This is a genomic window from Streptomyces sp. NPDC041129 (genome assembly GCF_055592265.1).
Genome location: NZ_JBVIYV010000012.1, coordinates 73,677 through 87,506, shown reverse-complemented (window position 1 = coordinate 87,506; position 13,830 = coordinate 73,677). Strand labels below are relative to the sequence as shown.

The following is a 13,830-nucleotide window of genomic DNA, read 5'->3' as shown; positions in this document are numbered from 1 at the left end:
GTCCGGGCCGCGCTGCGCGTCCCCTCTGACACGGGTGGGCCCCCGCGAGGGAAGGCCCACGCGTCAGGAGGCCCGCCCAAGTCCGCGCCAGGTATATCGGTGGTGTCCCGACGCTTCAGGGAAGCGGCGGTCCGATCAGCGCGGCCTCGACCGCTGCACCCGTCATGTCGATCAAGACCGCTTCCCGGCGCATGTCCGCGGGAACGTGCGCATGTGCTTCGGGGCCGCAGAAGCAAGTGCCCCGGCTCGGATCGAGGATCACGGCTGCCAGCCGTGCGGCGAGTTCTGCCACGATGGCGAACACCCCGAGGCCTGAGTGCGGACGCTCCACAAGAATGCCGGTCTGATCAACGAAGATCTCGGCCTCACTGCCGTCATTGGCCCTGACCCAGTACTGCAGGCTCCCGTCCTCCGCCATCGTCCGGTCGGGGTCGCCCACGTCGTAGGGAGTGAGAACAGAGCGCACCACCTCCGTGTCCAAGACAACGGGAGCATCGCTGCCCTCGACGAACTTGTAGATCGACGGGCTGTAGCTCACACAACATCTCTTTCTTCCCTGGGGCTGGCCCCGTGCGACGGCAGGCGCACTCGTCGTGACGCTACGACACCTGCTCCCCTTGAACTGACCTCGTCACAGTGCGCCGGTCTCAGCCGCGACCGGCGCGTCGAGCACGGTCGCGGACTTCACCGGCGCTGTGTCACTCGTTCGAGTTGAGCTCGTCGTACACCAGGTCCACGAGCCTTTCGGCCTCGGGCGTACGGGGGTCGGGGGAGACCTCGTAGTACCCGCCCAAGGTCATGATCACGTCCTTGTGGGAGGCGTCGTGATCGTGCTGACATTCTTCCCGTTCCTTGGAAGTCTTGGGGTCGGCACTCTGCCACCACCAGATCATGCTCCGGATCTCGTCCTTCGTCAGGGGGCCGTTAAGTGTGATGTCCCTGCCTTGGACCTTCGCCGTGATCCTCGCCGAGTCCGCGCCGGTAGCCATGCGTTCTCATCTCCTTCCCGCCAAGCGGACGCCGTCAGCGCCCTGCGTCGATCACAGCAGCGGCTACCCGGCCGAAGGCCATGTCCCACGGTCCGAACCGGACAACAAGCGGAGGAGCTCTCTTGCTGCGGCCGCCCGACGATGCGGTGGCGGACGGGGCTTCTCGTCCTATGCCAGCCCCCTCGGCGTGGACGTGGCCGAAGACGCGGGTCATGTGGACCAGCGTTCGGCGCAGCAGCTCCTGGCGCTCGGCACGCCGCAAGGAGGGCTCGGCGGTGATGACCGCCATCTCCTACCGGGGTACCCGGCTGCTGGGGCCGGTTCGGTGCTCAGCCGCCGCTCGGTCGTGGGCGGGGCCGCCAAGCGTCGTAGGACCGGTCGCCGAACACCGCAGGCAGCGGTTCAGCCGCCGTCTCGCCGACGACGGCGGAGTCCATCACACCGGGAAGCGCGATCATGGCGGCGGCCGTCGTCAACGGACTTGGCAGGTGGGTCCGTCTCTCGTGCGCGCTGGACAGATCTCCACCGCCGGGATACGCGTGCGGTCGTTGCCGGGCTGTGGCCAGGTCCGGGGGCAGTTGGGGTTCAGTCCGTCGGGGGAGCGACCGTGACGAGCAGGGTGTGGGTCACCTCCTCGTGCAGGGCGCCGTCCAGGCCGAGGGACACGGCGGCACGCGGCACCGGCACCGCGGCCCATTTGTCGGCTTGGCTGCATGGGCTCGTGGACATGAACCTGGTCCCGGGGGTTGATCTAGCACTGACGTCACGGTCGCGGCGTCAGCGACGGCGGGTCGAGATCGTGGTCGGGTACCTCTGCGCGTGGAGTGTGCGCAAGGCCCGGCGAGTGGGTGATCGCGCGGACGGGGAGGTCGACCGGGCGCTGGACGCGGGAATGGACCGCCTGCATGACCTGGTCAGCCAAAAGCTCGGAGAAGACCCCGCCCTGCATCGGCTCACGGAGGAAGCAGCTGGCGAGCACGGAGCTCCCAGCGAGCGCACGCGGCAGCGAGTCCACCTCGCCCGGGAAGACGCCGCCGACCATGATCCTGCGTTTGCCGCCGACCTCGAGCACGCCGTCCAGCGCGTGCAGGTTCGGGTTCGGGAGTGGGAACCGCTGTTCCGGCTCCTGTTCCCGCACCCGACGCCGGGGGTCAGCAAGGGCCTCGACGCAAGTCTTGCCCTGCTTGAGCGTTGGATTGTGCGGCCCCGGGACACGACCGTGCCGGCCAGCATCGAAGCGGCCGCCGAGAAGATCAAGACAGCGGTGGCCACGCTCCGAAAGCGGGGCGATCTCGCCGACGCCTGGCCGGTGCGCGTAGCGATCGACACGAACCATGCTGCTCGACGACCCGGACGTGGCGATCTACGAGCACGTCGAACCCAAGGGCGACAGGCTGCCGAATTGGCTCGACTTGGACGTGCCCGACGACCGTTTGGTGGCTTCTACGTTGCTGCTGCAGTCCCGGCACCTCGGCTCCGCCGTCTACGTGGCCACGAGGGACATCAACCTGCGGGCGGCAAGCTTGACCCTCTCGTTCAGCGTCGTCGTGGCTCCATGGTCACGGTGCGGCGGCGCCGTCCGGGAGGGGCACGGCCGCGTTGAGTGCCTTGGCGACCGCGGGGGTCAGGGGGTGTCCGGCGAGGACGTGGCGGACGGCGTCGAGGGGAACGGGCCGTTCGTAGTAGTCCTCGAACCATGCCTGAACGGTCTCAGCGGAGCGGTCGGTGAGGAGGCGAAAGAGGAAGCCCGAGCCGTCCGGGTCCTCGCTGCCCTCTGGGAAGGCGATGGCCGAGCCGGTGCGCCAGACGGTATCGCCGGTCGCCTGACACAGGCAGGCGGTGACCCGAGGGGCGTCGATGCCCTCGTCGTGGAAGGCGGGCTCGTCCAGAAGCGGGCACAACGCCGCGGGCACCTCGTCGACGACACCGGGCCAGACCTGCTCGTCGTCCGTGGCGTACGGACTCATCTGCGACTCGTGGTCGAAGCCGCGTATGAGCACGCCGGCCGGGGTGAAGAGCACGGCGAAGTCGTCTACGGGCGCAACGTGGTGCCACCCGCCGCTCTCTGCGCGGCAGCCGGGGGCGGAGCACCCGAAGGGACCGGCCGCAGGACCGCCAGACCCGGGGCCGCAGTTCGGCCACTGCCGAGTCTGTGTGGGCTCGTCGTCCAGCCGCGCTGCCGACTGCGGTGCGCCCGCCGTCTGCCGTCGCGCAAGGTGCCAGCGCCCCAAGTCTTTAGGCCTGTCCTCAAGGAGTGGCTTAGAACAAGGTGTCGGTGTTCTCGGAGTCCTCGGTGAGTGTCGGGGCCGGCGTGCGGGGGCGGCGGGGACGCGGCGGCTCCGGGTCCTTCCCGAACAGCGCTTGGGTCCCGCAGTCGTCGGGCACGGCGGGCACCGGCCGACACACGGCCGCGTCGACCAGGTTGAGCGGGGCGGAGTCGTCGAAGTCGGCGCGCTTCATACGGGTCCAGTCGCGGCCCTGGGGTATGGCGGTCACATGCGGTCTCCTATCTGTGCGCTCGGGGCCGGGGCGCCGGGCGGCGCGCCCGGCGAGCCACCTCACCCCGGCGGCCGTACGGCGGACAGGCTGAGAGCACCCACAGCCTGTCGCACCCGGCAGCCACGCTGCCCAGGAACCTACCCGGCCTCCCAGAGCGCGAGACCTGGTTGGGTCGCACCGGCTCACCAGGACACCACACGGCGGCCTGCACACGATCAGGAACAGGCTGCCCCCCTTCAGTAGCACCCTGCCCAGGGGCCCAGCCGCACCCCGGTCGGTGTTGTGTGGCCGGGTGCGCCCGCGAGCGGCGCAGGACTCCCCGCGTCCACGCGCACGCCCTATGCTGGGCGAGCGCGTTTCAGGGTGCGGGGAGCGACGAGCTTTCACATGGGGCCGGTCGGGCCGGGTGCGAGGACGCCGTCCGTGGGCGCCCGGGCACCAGGCCGCCCAGGCCTACCGCAGAGAGCGCGCCTCGCGTACGGCATGGGGCCGGCACGTGCTGACCCGCACCGTTGACTGTGGCTGGTGCAGCAGGTGGGAGGGCTCGCCGCGGTCCGCACCGAGGCGGCTCGGTGCCTGCTGTGTGACGGCCCCGTGGACTGCAGGGTCCGCTCGACCGTGCTGCAGCCGCTCTGACCAGCGCCGTGAGGTCGAGCTGCCGCAGGCCGTGACGGGGAAGGGGGAGGCCATGGTGAGTGCCCGGGGCCACTGGAGTGAGTCCGCCGCCTGCCGGAGTTCCTACCCCGACGAGTTGTTGGTGAACGGCAACCCGAGCCAGCGGCGGGCCAAGGAGCTCTGCACAGGCTGTCCGGTGCGCATCGAGTGTCTGGCCGAAGCCCTCGACCACCGCATCTAGTTCGGTGTCTGGGGCGGTATGACCGAGAGGGAGCGCAGAGCACTGCTGCGCCGCAAGCCGAACGTTTCCTCGTGGCGAAAGGCTCTGGAAGGGACCCGCCGCGCATCCGGGCGCCAACAAGCCGGTCAAGGGTGACAGGCTCCCCCTGACGTCATCTCATATGCCATGGTTCTGTTCACGAGAACCGACAGCGGTTGTTCGTCACTTTGGGAGGCGCCCCGAAGTCGGCGTGTTCGATGTTCACGAGAACCGACTGCACCTTGGGTCGGGCATGAGGCCCGCCGGCCGTAGAACTCATGCCCGACCTGAGGCTAGTTGCTGGCGCTCTCGGCGAGGGTGTGGGCGACAAGGGCGTTGGCGTGCCCGTGACCGAGGCCGTGCTCGGCCTTGAGCCATGCGACGAGTTCCATGTGCTTGGTCAGGGGTGAGGTGCGGATCAACGCCTTCCACTCCTCGATCGGGCGGCCGTACTTCTTCTCGATCGACGGGAAGTAGCTGGCGGGGCCTTTCACCGGTGCGGTCATGACGAACCATCCTGTCTGTCTGAGTGCGGTGGTCTCGGGTTGTGGCCGTGTGAGCGGGAGTTGGAGCCGCTACCGCCGTGAAGTGGGCGCGAGGCTGGCCAGCCGGGTGGTGGCTGCGGTGAGCGCGAGCAGGCCGAGGCCGGCTGCGGCGGTGAAGGCCGCCACGGTGGTGGCGGAGGCGGCAAACCCCGCGATGACCACTAGCGGCAGCAGGCGGTAGGCCAGGGCCCAGCCGTGCTGGCCGTGGGCAGCGAAGTATCGGGCCAGCACGAGGAACGCGGCGCACAGCGCGAGGTAGCCCACCGTGCCGCTGAGCATGTGGACCGTTCCGTGCCCGCTCAGCGTGGCCGGACCGTCGGACGTGCCGGCTGGGAAGCCCGCACCGGGGTCCGCTTTGAAGACTCCGGCGAGTAGGAAGGACGCACCGAAGACGCCGACCAGGCGCGGCCCCCAGGTGCCGCCGGTGGTGCGGCCAATCGTCCGCCGCAACCCCACCGCTCCGGCAGTGATCAGCGTACCGGTGACCAGGAAGCTGGTGACCTGGATCCAGCCCAGCGAACCGAGGCTGAGCTGGCTGATGGCATTGCGCCTGAAGTCGAAGCCGGTACGCGTCAGGCCCTCGATCACCCCCACCGACAGGAACAGCGGTCCTGCCGCTGCCCCGCAGGCCAGTAGCGCGCGGGTGGCGAACTGAGCCGAGGCAACACGGTTGGTAGCCGGTATGCGGATTGCCTGAGTCATACGAATCCCCCTAAACCGAGACCACACGAGAACTGGACTGTCCAGTACTACGGAACTAGACGGTACAGTACTAGCATCGGAACTGGACTGTCCAGTACTCTCCTCGGAGGAGGCGACATGGAAACGAACGAACCCGGCGGACGCTCGGCCCGCAAGCACCAGGCGATCATGGAGGCCGCGACAGCGGTGTTCATGGCGAAGGGCTTCGCCGGCACGAGCATGGACGACATCGCCAAGCTGGCCGCCGTGTCCAAGCAGACGGTCTACAAGCACTTCGCCGACAAGGAGAAACTGTTCGCCGAAATCGTCCTGGCCACCACCGATCGGATCGAGTCCGTGATCGATCTGGTGGCCGGCATCCCCATCGACGCGGACGCACTGGAGGAGAACCTGCTTAGGCTGGCTCGCCAGTTCCTGACCACCCTCACCCAGCCCCAGGTGCTCCAACTGCGACGCCTCATCATCGCCAACGCCGACGCTTTCCCCGACCTGGGCGCCACCTGGTACGAGCAGGGATTCGAGCGGGTACTGGCCACCCTGGCCGACACCTTCCACCGCCTGGCCGACCGGGGCCTGCTGCGGATCGACGACCCTCTCCTGGCCGCCAACCACTTCGCCGGCCTGCTGCTGTGGATCCCGGTGAACAAGGCCATGTTCCACGGCAGCCCGCAGCACACCCAGCCCGAACTCGACCACTACGCCGACGAGGGCGTCCGGACCTTCCTCGCCGCATATCGCTGACCCCCGCCGAACCGGACTCTCCCCGACGACGCGCACGCCCCCAAGCCACCGGTCAGGTCGCCGGTGCTGTCCAGCCCGTGAACATTTCGATTCTCAGCGAAAGCCGGCTGCCTCCCAAACCCGCGAACGAGTGCTGCCCGTTCTCGTGAACAGAGCCACGGCCAGGACCGCCAGCACCCAACGGCCCTCATGGAAGCTGGGACGACGTCTTAGCGTGCTGTGCAAGGGTCGTGAGGGGACGCATGCTGGCGGCGCCAACTCCTGGCACCGTGACCGATGTCAGTGGCTCCTGGAACCATGCCTTCGTCCAAGACAGTCGTGTCAGGAGCCACGCATGGGAACGTGGGGAACCGGTCCGTTCGACAGCGACCTCGCCGCAGACTTCGTCGATGGACTTGAGGGGCTCGCCCACCGGCAGGTCATCGACGTGCTGGAGCGGGCGTTCCAGCAAGTCACCGATTCGGGAGAGCGCGTCGATGGCGTAGACGGGGCCGGAGCCGTTGCCGCCGGTGCTCTCGTCGCCAGCACCTTCCCGGACAGCCCCATCGTGTCGCCGAGAACCCGGGCATCTTCCACCTACCCCGCGACGTCACAGGCCCAGCCGGCTTCGGGAAGACGTGGATCCGCACCGCGCTAACAAACGGCCGACAGGCGGCGAGCAGCGACATGGCCGACAGCCCTTGTGGACCGCCTACCTAAACAATCTTGCAAGGTGGCCCGCGGAAACGCCGTACGGGACGTGACGCAGCTGCGCCGTGTTTGCCCCGGGGTGCCGAGTACGGCGCCGACGCACGCCCCGTGCCGGATGAGGGCACGTCTCCTGCACGCGGCAAGTACGCGAGATGTTCGTTTGACGTCGCGGGAGGTTGTCACCGTGCTCCGTGGCCGTGGCCGTGGCCGTCGCCGTCGCCGTCGGGGCTCCCGCGCCGACCTGCAACGGTCAGTGATTAGCTCGGTGGCTTTGTTCACTTGAAGTGGTTCTGGCACGGCTTCCGTGAAGCGGTCACAATCAATGATCAGCGGGTGTTTCGAGTGCTTGGAGGATCTGTCGCACTTCCTGGCGCCACTGATCGGCTTCGGCCCTGTCCACCCAGCCGGTCGCCATCTCTGATCCGTCCCGGAGAACCTGCTCGACGTACGCGGGCTGAAGCCCGAGCAACGCCTGAACTCCAAAACACTGTTTGACCTGGTCAAGCTCTCCTTCGGCGTGGTGGCCGGCGCGGGTGCCCTGGTCGCCTTGGTCGTGGCCTACCGACGAGGACGGCGCCCTGCGTGACGCCGCGCGCCTGCACACCGAACGCCCCGCTTGGCTTGGACTTGGCGACGGTGGGGTCACCTGCGCCGAGTGGACTGATCCTGGCAAGAGGCTGGTAACGGACACCTACGTGAGATCAGGGCAGGGATGCGGCCGGGGTCGAAGAGCCGTTTGCCACCGGTGATTCCCTCTGCGAGCAGCCAGGCTGTCTGCCGGGGATGGGGATCGCGGTCGGGCGCGTGAGTGTGGGACGGTGGGGGGGACACAACGAGACCGGCCGACCGCTCCTCTTGGGAAGGGTCGGCCTTTTGGAGAGCCGGGCGTTGCCCCCACCACGGGCACCCGGCCCCCGCCATCGTCGTTCACCCCCCTGCTTGGGAGGGTGCTTCGCCTTTGGGCTCACCAACCCCCGGAAAGGGGGCGCCCAGCATGAGGATCACCACCACCAGCGACGGCACCACGGCCCGTATCACCCCGCACGGGGACATCGACTTCGACACCCTGCCCCCGCTGCGCGCCGCTGCCGACACGCTCCCGGTACGTGTGACCGACCTGCTGTGGGACCTGAGCCACACGCCGTTCATGGACATCGCCGGCCTGCACCTGCTGCTCACCCCGACCCAGCCCGATGGCCGCGGCCGCCGCACGACCGTCACCGGCCTGCACCCACAACCCCTGCGACTGCTGCTCCTGGCCGCCGACACGAACCCCGCCACCTTCGACCTCGCCCGCCTGCTCTCAGACACGCCGCTCACCGACTTCCGGCAGCCGACGCCCGAGGGTCCCCGATGAGGGTCCTGGATCACCCTGGTGACCGCTCAAAGCGTCCTGCGCGACAGGCCCCAGCGACGGGGAGGTGCTGCGACCGGCGTCTGCCGGCCCCGCGGCCGGGGCCGGAGAAGCACTTTGTTGAGCGCAGCCGCGGGCGTCTTGTTCGGGCTGCGTGGGACTGCTCGCCACGGTACTCGCAAACACCGCCGGAGCCCTGCTCGGGCATAGCGCCGCCCGGCTCCCGGGCAGCGACGCGATCCCCCACTTGCCCGGTCCGGCCACGTTGCGCGCGAACTCCACCAGCCGCTGCGACGCCGGGCCTTGCGGCGGTGAGTGCGACGCGGTTGGGGGACAGAATCAGTCGTGTCACGCCGGCGCGGTCGCTCGCTGGGTGGATGGCCCGGTGCGGTGGGCTTCGTCCTGCGCGAGCAGGGAGAGGAGTGAGGCCACGGTCACGCCGAGGTTGGCTTCGGCGGGATGGCGAAGGATCCTGGTGGGGTCGATTCGGTAGGTGTTGCCGCGTCCCTCGCGGGTGTGCGAGAGGTAACCGTCCTGCTCCAGGTCGGCGATGATCTTCTGCACCGCCCGTTCGGTGAGGCGGCAGTGCGCGGCGATGTCCCTGATCCGAGCGTTCTGGTTGTCCGCGATGGCAGCCAGTACGCGGGCGTGGTTCGTCAGGAAAGTCCATCCATTGTGTGGCTCGGGCGCTCCATCCATGCCGTGAGTTTACCGACTCAGTGTTCACGCACACAAAAACACGTACTACAGTTCATGCATCAGTTGACGTGTCTGGGTCGCGGAGGGCAACGTTGCCCCGGACTTCAATGGCGCATGAGGGAGTGAGCCATGCATGACCAGTGCGAGCAGGGCCTGCCCCTCAGAACGTCGGGTCGGCCCAGTCAGTACACCGAGAACGACGAGCCGCTGCCGCCGGGCCAGGCGGGCATGTCGTGCACCTGGCGCGGCGACCGGATACGGGTGACGGTCCGAGGGGAACTCGACCTCGACTCGAGTAAGGGGCTTCGTGAGGACCTGGGTGAAGTGCTCGCCGGCCCGACAAGTGGAGTGGACCTGGACCTGAGCCGGCTGGACTTCTGCGACTGTGCCGGCCTGAACGTCCTCCTCGACCTCCGGCGCAGCGCCTTGGAGCAGGGCAAGACGGTAGTCATCCGCACGAGCAACCCGGTGATCGACAGGTTGCTCACCCTCCTCGGGGCGCAAGACCTGTTCGACCCCGCGCCACCGCAGTGCGAGGAGCGAGTAACCCCGCGCCTTGCCATCACGGGCCGCAGAGTGGGCGGCAGCCTCAGACCACCGGATTGCTGAACCTGGACCGGGGGCAGCGCTCTCGCGGACTGGCGGACACTCTGCTGGCAGCCCGTGTCAGGGTGCGGTCAGCGGGTCCTGCCACAGTCGGTCCAGTGAACGGAAGCCGGGCAGTACCGGCAGCCGGGATCAGGGAGAGGTGCCCGGAGCGGTTGATCGGGGACCAGCGAGCTCGCCTCACGGTCGGACCCCTTTTCGGGGTCCACGCAGGTTCGAATCCTGCCCTCTCCGCCGGACCAGCCGCGTGGGGACCTGAGCTGCTTTTCCCCCCGCTGAGGGGGGACAATGTGTCCGCTGCCGCCATCGCCTGCGGAGGAAAGTCGTATGCCCAGACCCTTTTGAGCTGTGTTGGCGTAGCGGCGTTGTAGTGGCGTCAGGATTTGAGCGAGGCCTGGGTGGTCGCGGGCGGTCAGCCGCTTTCCATGGCGGTCGGTGGTGACGGGCGTGTCTGACCCTGCGAACGGCTGCAGGGTGTAGCCGCCGCCGCCGTCGGACAGGGCTGGATTGATCACGAAACTGTGCCAGTGGGTCGCCGGCGGCTTTGTCACTCACCACGGACAGCTTAGAGGCGTACTTCCACGTTGCTTCACTACCGAGGTAGGAGAGGTGGGCCGTGGCCGTGAAAGGCACGGTGTCACCGTTAGTGCTCTCGGGCGTCAGCGACGGGGACGTGACACCGGTCGTGTCTCGGAAGGCAGCCAATTCGGTTCGCGCGTGGCGGGGGTTTGTGGTCAGCAGGGCGGCTTTGTCCAGGTCACCGGTCTGCCAGGCGGACAGGGATGCGTGAGCGGTGGCAGTCACCTCGTCTGATGCGGGGGTGTCCTTGGCCACGTCGCACGCGGTTGCACCGGCCATGAGGGCGGCCGAGAGGCCGGCCGGAGCGCCGGTGCCGCCGTCCGCTCATGCCGACGCCGCCCCCGGCGGGGCCGAGAGGCGGCGCAGGTGCGTATTCCCTCGCGGCGGTGCATAGAGTCCGTCCGCGGCCAGGGTGTGCAGGTCAGCCGATGTGCCAGGTGAAGCTGCCGCCGTTATTGGCGGCGATGACGAACATCACGATCATGAGAAGGATGTCGAGCACTCCGAGGCCGATGTCCCACTTCGCCATAACGGAGCCGGTCTGGCGCAGCGCCACGGCTCCGAAGACGACGGCCAGCGGCCCCAGGATGATGGGCAGGATGAACAGGCCGACGATGCCGCAGACCAGTCCCGCGATTGCCAGTCCGCTCGTCCGGCTCGTCTTGTGCGTGCCTGTGCTGTAGGACGACATCGACATCTCCCAACCTGTTGCGATGAGGTTCTTTTCTCTCCTTTTGGTTTCCTTCTGGTTGCCCGAGACCGACGGGTCATGCCTTCGCGGGCGCGAGTAAATCCTGGCGCGCGGAGCACAGTTGGGACCTGGTGCCGCAGCTTTCTTGTGTAGTAGCGGGCGCCTGTGGTGAGCGGGCTTCAGTCGAGGAGGGAGTCGCCGATGCTTCACCGATGCTGACCCGGCCGGTCACTACCGCTTGGTCGTTCGGTCCAGGTGGACGACGACCAAGGCGATGTCGTCATCGGCGCCACTGGCGACGTCTAGGCGGGCGAGGAGGGCGTCGGCGAGGTGCTCCGCGCTGAAGGCGGTGCAGGTGGCGAGCGTGGAGGTCAGCCGGGACAGGCCGACGTCGATGTCCTCACCGCGGCGTTCGATCAGGCCGTCGGTGTAAAGGATCAAAGTGTCGCCGGGAGCGTAGGTCACGGTGGCCTGGGGGCGGGGGACGTGTTCGGGGCGGGCACCCAGCGGGGGGTCGGTGGCCTGGTCGAGCAGCTCGCAGGTCCCGTCCGGGTGCAGCAGCACGGGAGGGGGGTGGCCGGCGCTGCTGTAGAAGAGCAGGTGGCTGTGGCAGTCCACGAGGACCTCGACCGCGGTCGCGGCCAGTGCTCCCTCGACGGAGCGCGCATACAGTCCCAGGACCTCCAGGGCTTGGGCAGGGCCGTAAACAGCGCGTGTGGCAGCACTCAGCGCGCTGCGGAGCCTGCCCATGACGGTGGCGGCCATCAGCCCGTGGCCGACCACGTCGCCGACTGTGACCGTGAAGCGGTCGATGGGCAGGTCCACCGCGTCGTACCAGTCGCCGCACACGTTCAGTGATCCGGTCGCGGGCAGGTAGCGCACGGCGACATCCGGGTGCCGAGCCAGGTCGGGGGAGTGGAGCATGGCTTCTTGGAGGGCGACGGCGATGTGCCGTTCCCGGGCATGGGCCTGCCGCAGTTCCTCGTTCAGCCGCTGCAGCTGCCGTGCCCGGGAGTACAGCTCGGCTTCCATGGCGGCCTCCCGGCCGGGGCTCACCGACGGCAGGTCCGCTGTGCGGCGGGCGCGGACGACGTCGGTCATATCCTCGGACCGGTGGATGATCCAGGCGACATCTCCGTCCGGGCCGAGGACAGGCACGTTGATCGCGGTCCACCACCGCTCCTTGAAGACCCCGGGATTGCCGGCGACCGGGACGTCGTACTTCTGCAACGCCATGTGATCCGTCTGGCGGGAGGACAGGACACGGTGCAGTGAGTCCTTCAGCGTCGCTACCCCGTCGGCTTCCGGGGTAGCGGGATTGTCGGGGAAGGTGTCGAAGAGATACTGCCCGACCAGCTCATTCCGGGTCCGCCCGGTCACCGCGCAGAAGGCCGCGTTGGCGTCGGCGATCACCAGGTCCGTGCCGAGCACCAGGCACGGGCTCGGAAGGGCGGCGAACACCCCTGGGTAGTCGATCTCGGGTTTCACACGCATTTCCTGCCAGTGGCTCGCTCTTCAATCTACGAAGGGTCCAGCTCCCGCGCCTGCCGAGCTCGCTCGTGGGCAGCGGATCGCAGCCTCTACACCGACGTCCAACACCGCCTCGAACAGATACGGGAGCGCACCACTGCCGACCGCGTCACCCTCCTGCCGCCCACCTCGCCGCTGTTTTGAGCCCTCACTGGCTCGGCGTGCATGAAGCCATGGTGCCGGGCGCCGTAGTCCCCGATCCCGATGAGGTCGCCTGGTATGGCTGGCTGACCGAGCCGGAGCTCGGCCCGGCCCTGCTGGAGTGGCGTTTCACCCCCGACAGCTACGAAGCCTTCAGTCGTTACCTCGTGTTCCGGAGCGCGCAGTCCTGACCTCTCTCGCCTCTCGGGCTGGGATGCATGCTTGCGGGTAATGCGCCTGGTGAGGGGGCATGGAAGGAGCCACCGGCGCCCTCCTGCGCTGCTCGCCAAGGCCGAAGGCTCCGGCGCCTACGCGACCGCGAAGGATGATGATGCCGGGCAGCCGGTTCGCGCTATTCGGCGCGTGGTGCCGGAGAAACTGGTGGTGCGTCCGCAGGGCGCTGGACGTCGGCGTGCCGGCGACCGGGAGTGTCTGGTCGCGATCCTGTTCGTGGCGACGACCGGCTGCACCTGGCGGCAGCTAGCGCTTTGCTAGATCAATCCGACCGCGCCTATGGTGCGACGACGTCGGAGGCGGCGCCCAGCGAACGGCGCCTGGAGTATGGGGGCGGTCGTCGTGGGCGTGTTTGTCCGGATCAGGGGCTGGCTGGAGTGCGATGACCGGCAGCTCGTCCAAGTCAAGGAGATCGTAGGAGCGGACGATCCCGATCGGACATATGGCGGAGGCTGGGGCTTTCCCGCGAGGCAGTACAACTTCACCAATTGGGTCTTCTTCGGGGCCGAGATGCGCGCGCAGTCCGCCGACTGGTTCCTGGAGCAACTGCGCCGTGTGGCGCGGGTCCCGGCTTCCGACGACGACAATGACCTGATCACCGGACTGTTCCTCGTCAGCCACGAGTCCCATGGCATGAGCGAGTGGCAGGTTCGCGACGGCATCGTGTTGATCGGAACCCCGAGCGGGGCGTATCAGTTCCTCGACGAGTAGGGTCGGCGAGAAGCCTCCGGCTCAGGCCGCGTCGGTGTTGCGTTCGATGGCGGCGAGGCGGTTCTTCAGCCGGTAGCTGGGGCCGTTGATGGAGATCACTTCGCAGTCGTGGAGGAGCCGGTCAAGGATGGCGGTGGCCAGGACCGGCGTTGCAGGCACCTGCAGCCAACGAGCCAGGAGAACCGTTCCGGTCGTGATCAGGTGGATATTCGATCCGTTCTTGCCGCGGCCGATCGGATTCGGTC

At 68.2% G+C, this 13,830-nt stretch carries 17 protein-coding genes and 5 pseudogenes; 10 read left to right on the top strand and 12 right to left on the bottom strand.

The genetic code is table 11. The annotated features are described in order from the left end of the window. Nucleotides 1–115: 115 nt before the first annotated feature. The 6 genes from ACZ6B1_RS30590 to ACZ6B1_RS30565 form a co-directional block, all read right to left on the bottom strand. Nucleotides 116–538: a hypothetical protein gene (locus ACZ6B1_RS30590; protein WP_468783663.1), complete on the bottom strand. Its 423-nt coding sequence runs from the start codon at nt 536–538 to the stop codon at nt 116–118. Nucleotides 539–698: 160 nt separating this feature from the next. Continuing rightward, nucleotides 699–989, bottom strand: a complete 291-nt coding sequence (locus tag ACZ6B1_RS30585) for a hypothetical protein (RefSeq protein WP_468783661.1) — start codon at nt 987–989, stop codon at nt 699–701. A 585-nt stretch (nt 990–1,574) separates the two neighbouring features. After that, nucleotides 1,575–1,718 (bottom strand): hypothetical protein, encoded by a 144-nt coding sequence (locus ACZ6B1_RS30580; RefSeq protein ID WP_468783659.1) that lies wholly within the window; start codon nt 1,716–1,718, stop codon nt 1,575–1,577. Between the two features lie 34 nt (nt 1,719–1,752). Continuing rightward, complete coding sequence (locus tag ACZ6B1_RS30575) at nt 1,753–2,325, bottom strand: hypothetical protein (RefSeq protein WP_468783657.1); 573 nt, start codon at nt 2,323–2,325, stop codon at nt 1,753–1,755. Nucleotides 2,326–2,548: 223 nt separating this feature from the next. Continuing rightward, a complete protein-coding gene (locus ACZ6B1_RS30570; protein ID WP_468783655.1) occupies nt 2,549–3,010 on the bottom strand; it encodes a hypothetical protein in 462 nt (153 codons plus the stop codon). A gap of 238 nt (nt 3,011–3,248) precedes the next feature. Next, entirely contained in the window at nt 3,249–3,485 is a 237-nt protein-coding gene (locus tag ACZ6B1_RS30565) for a hypothetical protein (protein ID WP_468783653.1), read from the bottom strand. A gap of 691 nt (nt 3,486–4,176) precedes the next feature. Here ACZ6B1_RS30565 and ACZ6B1_RS30560 point away from each other — a divergent pair. After that, a pseudogene (locus tag ACZ6B1_RS30560) lies at nt 4,177–4,479 on the top strand (WhiB family transcriptional regulator). Between the two features lie 176 nt (nt 4,480–4,655). Here the strand turns inward: ACZ6B1_RS30560 and ACZ6B1_RS30555 are convergent. Together ACZ6B1_RS30555 and ACZ6B1_RS30550 are read right to left on the bottom strand one after the other, a co-directional pair. Then, complete coding sequence (locus ACZ6B1_RS30555) at nt 4,656–4,868, bottom strand: DUF4287 domain-containing protein (RefSeq protein ID WP_468783651.1); 213 nt, start codon at nt 4,866–4,868, stop codon at nt 4,656–4,658. Between the two features lie 69 nt (nt 4,869–4,937). Continuing rightward, nucleotides 4,938–5,609 carry a DUF998 domain-containing protein gene (locus ACZ6B1_RS30550; RefSeq protein ID WP_468783649.1) on the bottom strand — a complete coding sequence of 224 codons (672 nt, stop codon included), beginning with the start codon at nt 5,607–5,609 and terminating at the stop codon, nt 4,938–4,940. A 117-nt stretch (nt 5,610–5,726) separates the two neighbouring features. Here ACZ6B1_RS30550 and ACZ6B1_RS30545 point away from each other — a divergent pair, with 117 nt between their 5' ends. The 4 genes and pseudogenes from ACZ6B1_RS30545 (at nt 5,727) to ACZ6B1_RS30530 (ending at nt 8,397) form a co-directional block, all read left to right on the top strand. Continuing rightward, complete coding sequence (locus ACZ6B1_RS30545; protein ID WP_468783647.1) at nt 5,727–6,350, top strand: TetR/AcrR family transcriptional regulator; 624 nt, start codon at nt 5,727–5,729, stop codon at nt 6,348–6,350. Between the two features lie 334 nt (nt 6,351–6,684). Continuing rightward, the gene (locus ACZ6B1_RS30540; protein WP_468783645.1) at nt 6,685–6,987 is read left to right on the top strand and encodes a DUF4259 domain-containing protein; all 303 of its coding nucleotides are present in this window, start codon (nt 6,685–6,687) and stop codon (nt 6,985–6,987) included. Nucleotides 6,988–7,476: 489 nt separating this feature from the next. Further along, nucleotides 7,477–7,651 (top strand): annotated as a pseudogene (locus ACZ6B1_RS30535) (pentapeptide repeat-containing protein); the annotation flags it as partial. A 383-nt stretch (nt 7,652–8,034) separates the two neighbouring features. Beyond that, a complete protein-coding gene (locus tag ACZ6B1_RS30530) occupies nt 8,035–8,397 on the top strand; it encodes an STAS domain-containing protein (protein ID WP_468783643.1) in 363 nt (120 codons plus the stop codon). 345 nt (nt 8,398–8,742) lie between these two features. Here the strand turns inward: ACZ6B1_RS30530 and ACZ6B1_RS30525 are convergent, their stop codons facing one another. Then, nucleotides 8,743–9,093, bottom strand: coding sequence for a helix-turn-helix transcriptional regulator (locus ACZ6B1_RS30525; RefSeq protein WP_468783641.1), 351 nt, complete (start codon nt 9,091–9,093; stop codon nt 8,743–8,745). A gap of 129 nt (nt 9,094–9,222) precedes the next feature. On the opposite strand from ACZ6B1_RS30525, the gene ACZ6B1_RS30520 reads away from it, so the two are divergent. Then, on the top strand, nt 9,223–9,702 hold the full coding sequence (locus tag ACZ6B1_RS30520) for an STAS domain-containing protein (RefSeq protein ID WP_468783639.1): 480 nt from the start codon (nt 9,223–9,225) through the stop codon (nt 9,700–9,702). Nucleotides 9,703–9,835: 133 nt separating this feature from the next. Continuing rightward, nucleotides 9,836–9,933 (top strand): annotated as a pseudogene (locus ACZ6B1_RS30515). 766 nt (nt 9,934–10,699) lie between these two features. Here the strand turns inward: ACZ6B1_RS30515 and ACZ6B1_RS30510 are convergent. Both ACZ6B1_RS30510 and ACZ6B1_RS30505 read right to left on the bottom strand, forming a co-directional pair. Continuing rightward, nucleotides 10,700–10,969 (bottom strand): DUF4190 domain-containing protein, encoded by a 270-nt coding sequence (locus tag ACZ6B1_RS30510; RefSeq protein ID WP_468783637.1) that lies wholly within the window; start codon nt 10,967–10,969, stop codon nt 10,700–10,702. Nucleotides 10,970–11,200: 231 nt separating this feature from the next. Next, entirely contained in the window at nt 11,201–12,457 is a 1,257-nt protein-coding gene (locus ACZ6B1_RS30505; RefSeq protein ID WP_468783635.1) for a PP2C family protein-serine/threonine phosphatase, read from the bottom strand. Nucleotides 12,458–12,660: 203 nt separating this feature from the next. On the opposite strand from ACZ6B1_RS30505, the gene ACZ6B1_RS30500 reads away from it, so the two are divergent. The 3 genes and pseudogenes from ACZ6B1_RS30500 to ACZ6B1_RS30490 all read left to right on the top strand — a co-directional run bounded on the left by ACZ6B1_RS30500 (nt 12,661) and on the right by ACZ6B1_RS30490 (nt 13,585). Continuing rightward, nucleotides 12,661–12,831, top strand: a complete 171-nt coding sequence (locus ACZ6B1_RS30500; RefSeq protein WP_468783633.1) for a hypothetical protein — start codon at nt 12,661–12,663, stop codon at nt 12,829–12,831. Nucleotides 12,832–12,994: 163 nt separating this feature from the next. Then, nucleotides 12,995–13,123 (top strand): annotated as a pseudogene (locus tag ACZ6B1_RS30495) (IS5/IS1182 family transposase); the annotation flags it as partial. 93 nt (nt 13,124–13,216) lie between these two features. Next, a complete protein-coding gene (locus ACZ6B1_RS30490) occupies nt 13,217–13,585 on the top strand; it encodes a hypothetical protein (RefSeq protein WP_468783631.1) in 369 nt (122 codons plus the stop codon). A gap of 21 nt (nt 13,586–13,606) precedes the next feature. Here ACZ6B1_RS30490 and ACZ6B1_RS30485 read toward each other — a convergent pair. Beyond that, nucleotides 13,607–13,786 (bottom strand): annotated as a pseudogene (locus ACZ6B1_RS30485) (ATP-binding protein); the annotation flags it as partial. Between the last annotated feature and the right edge of the window lie 44 nt (nt 13,787–13,830).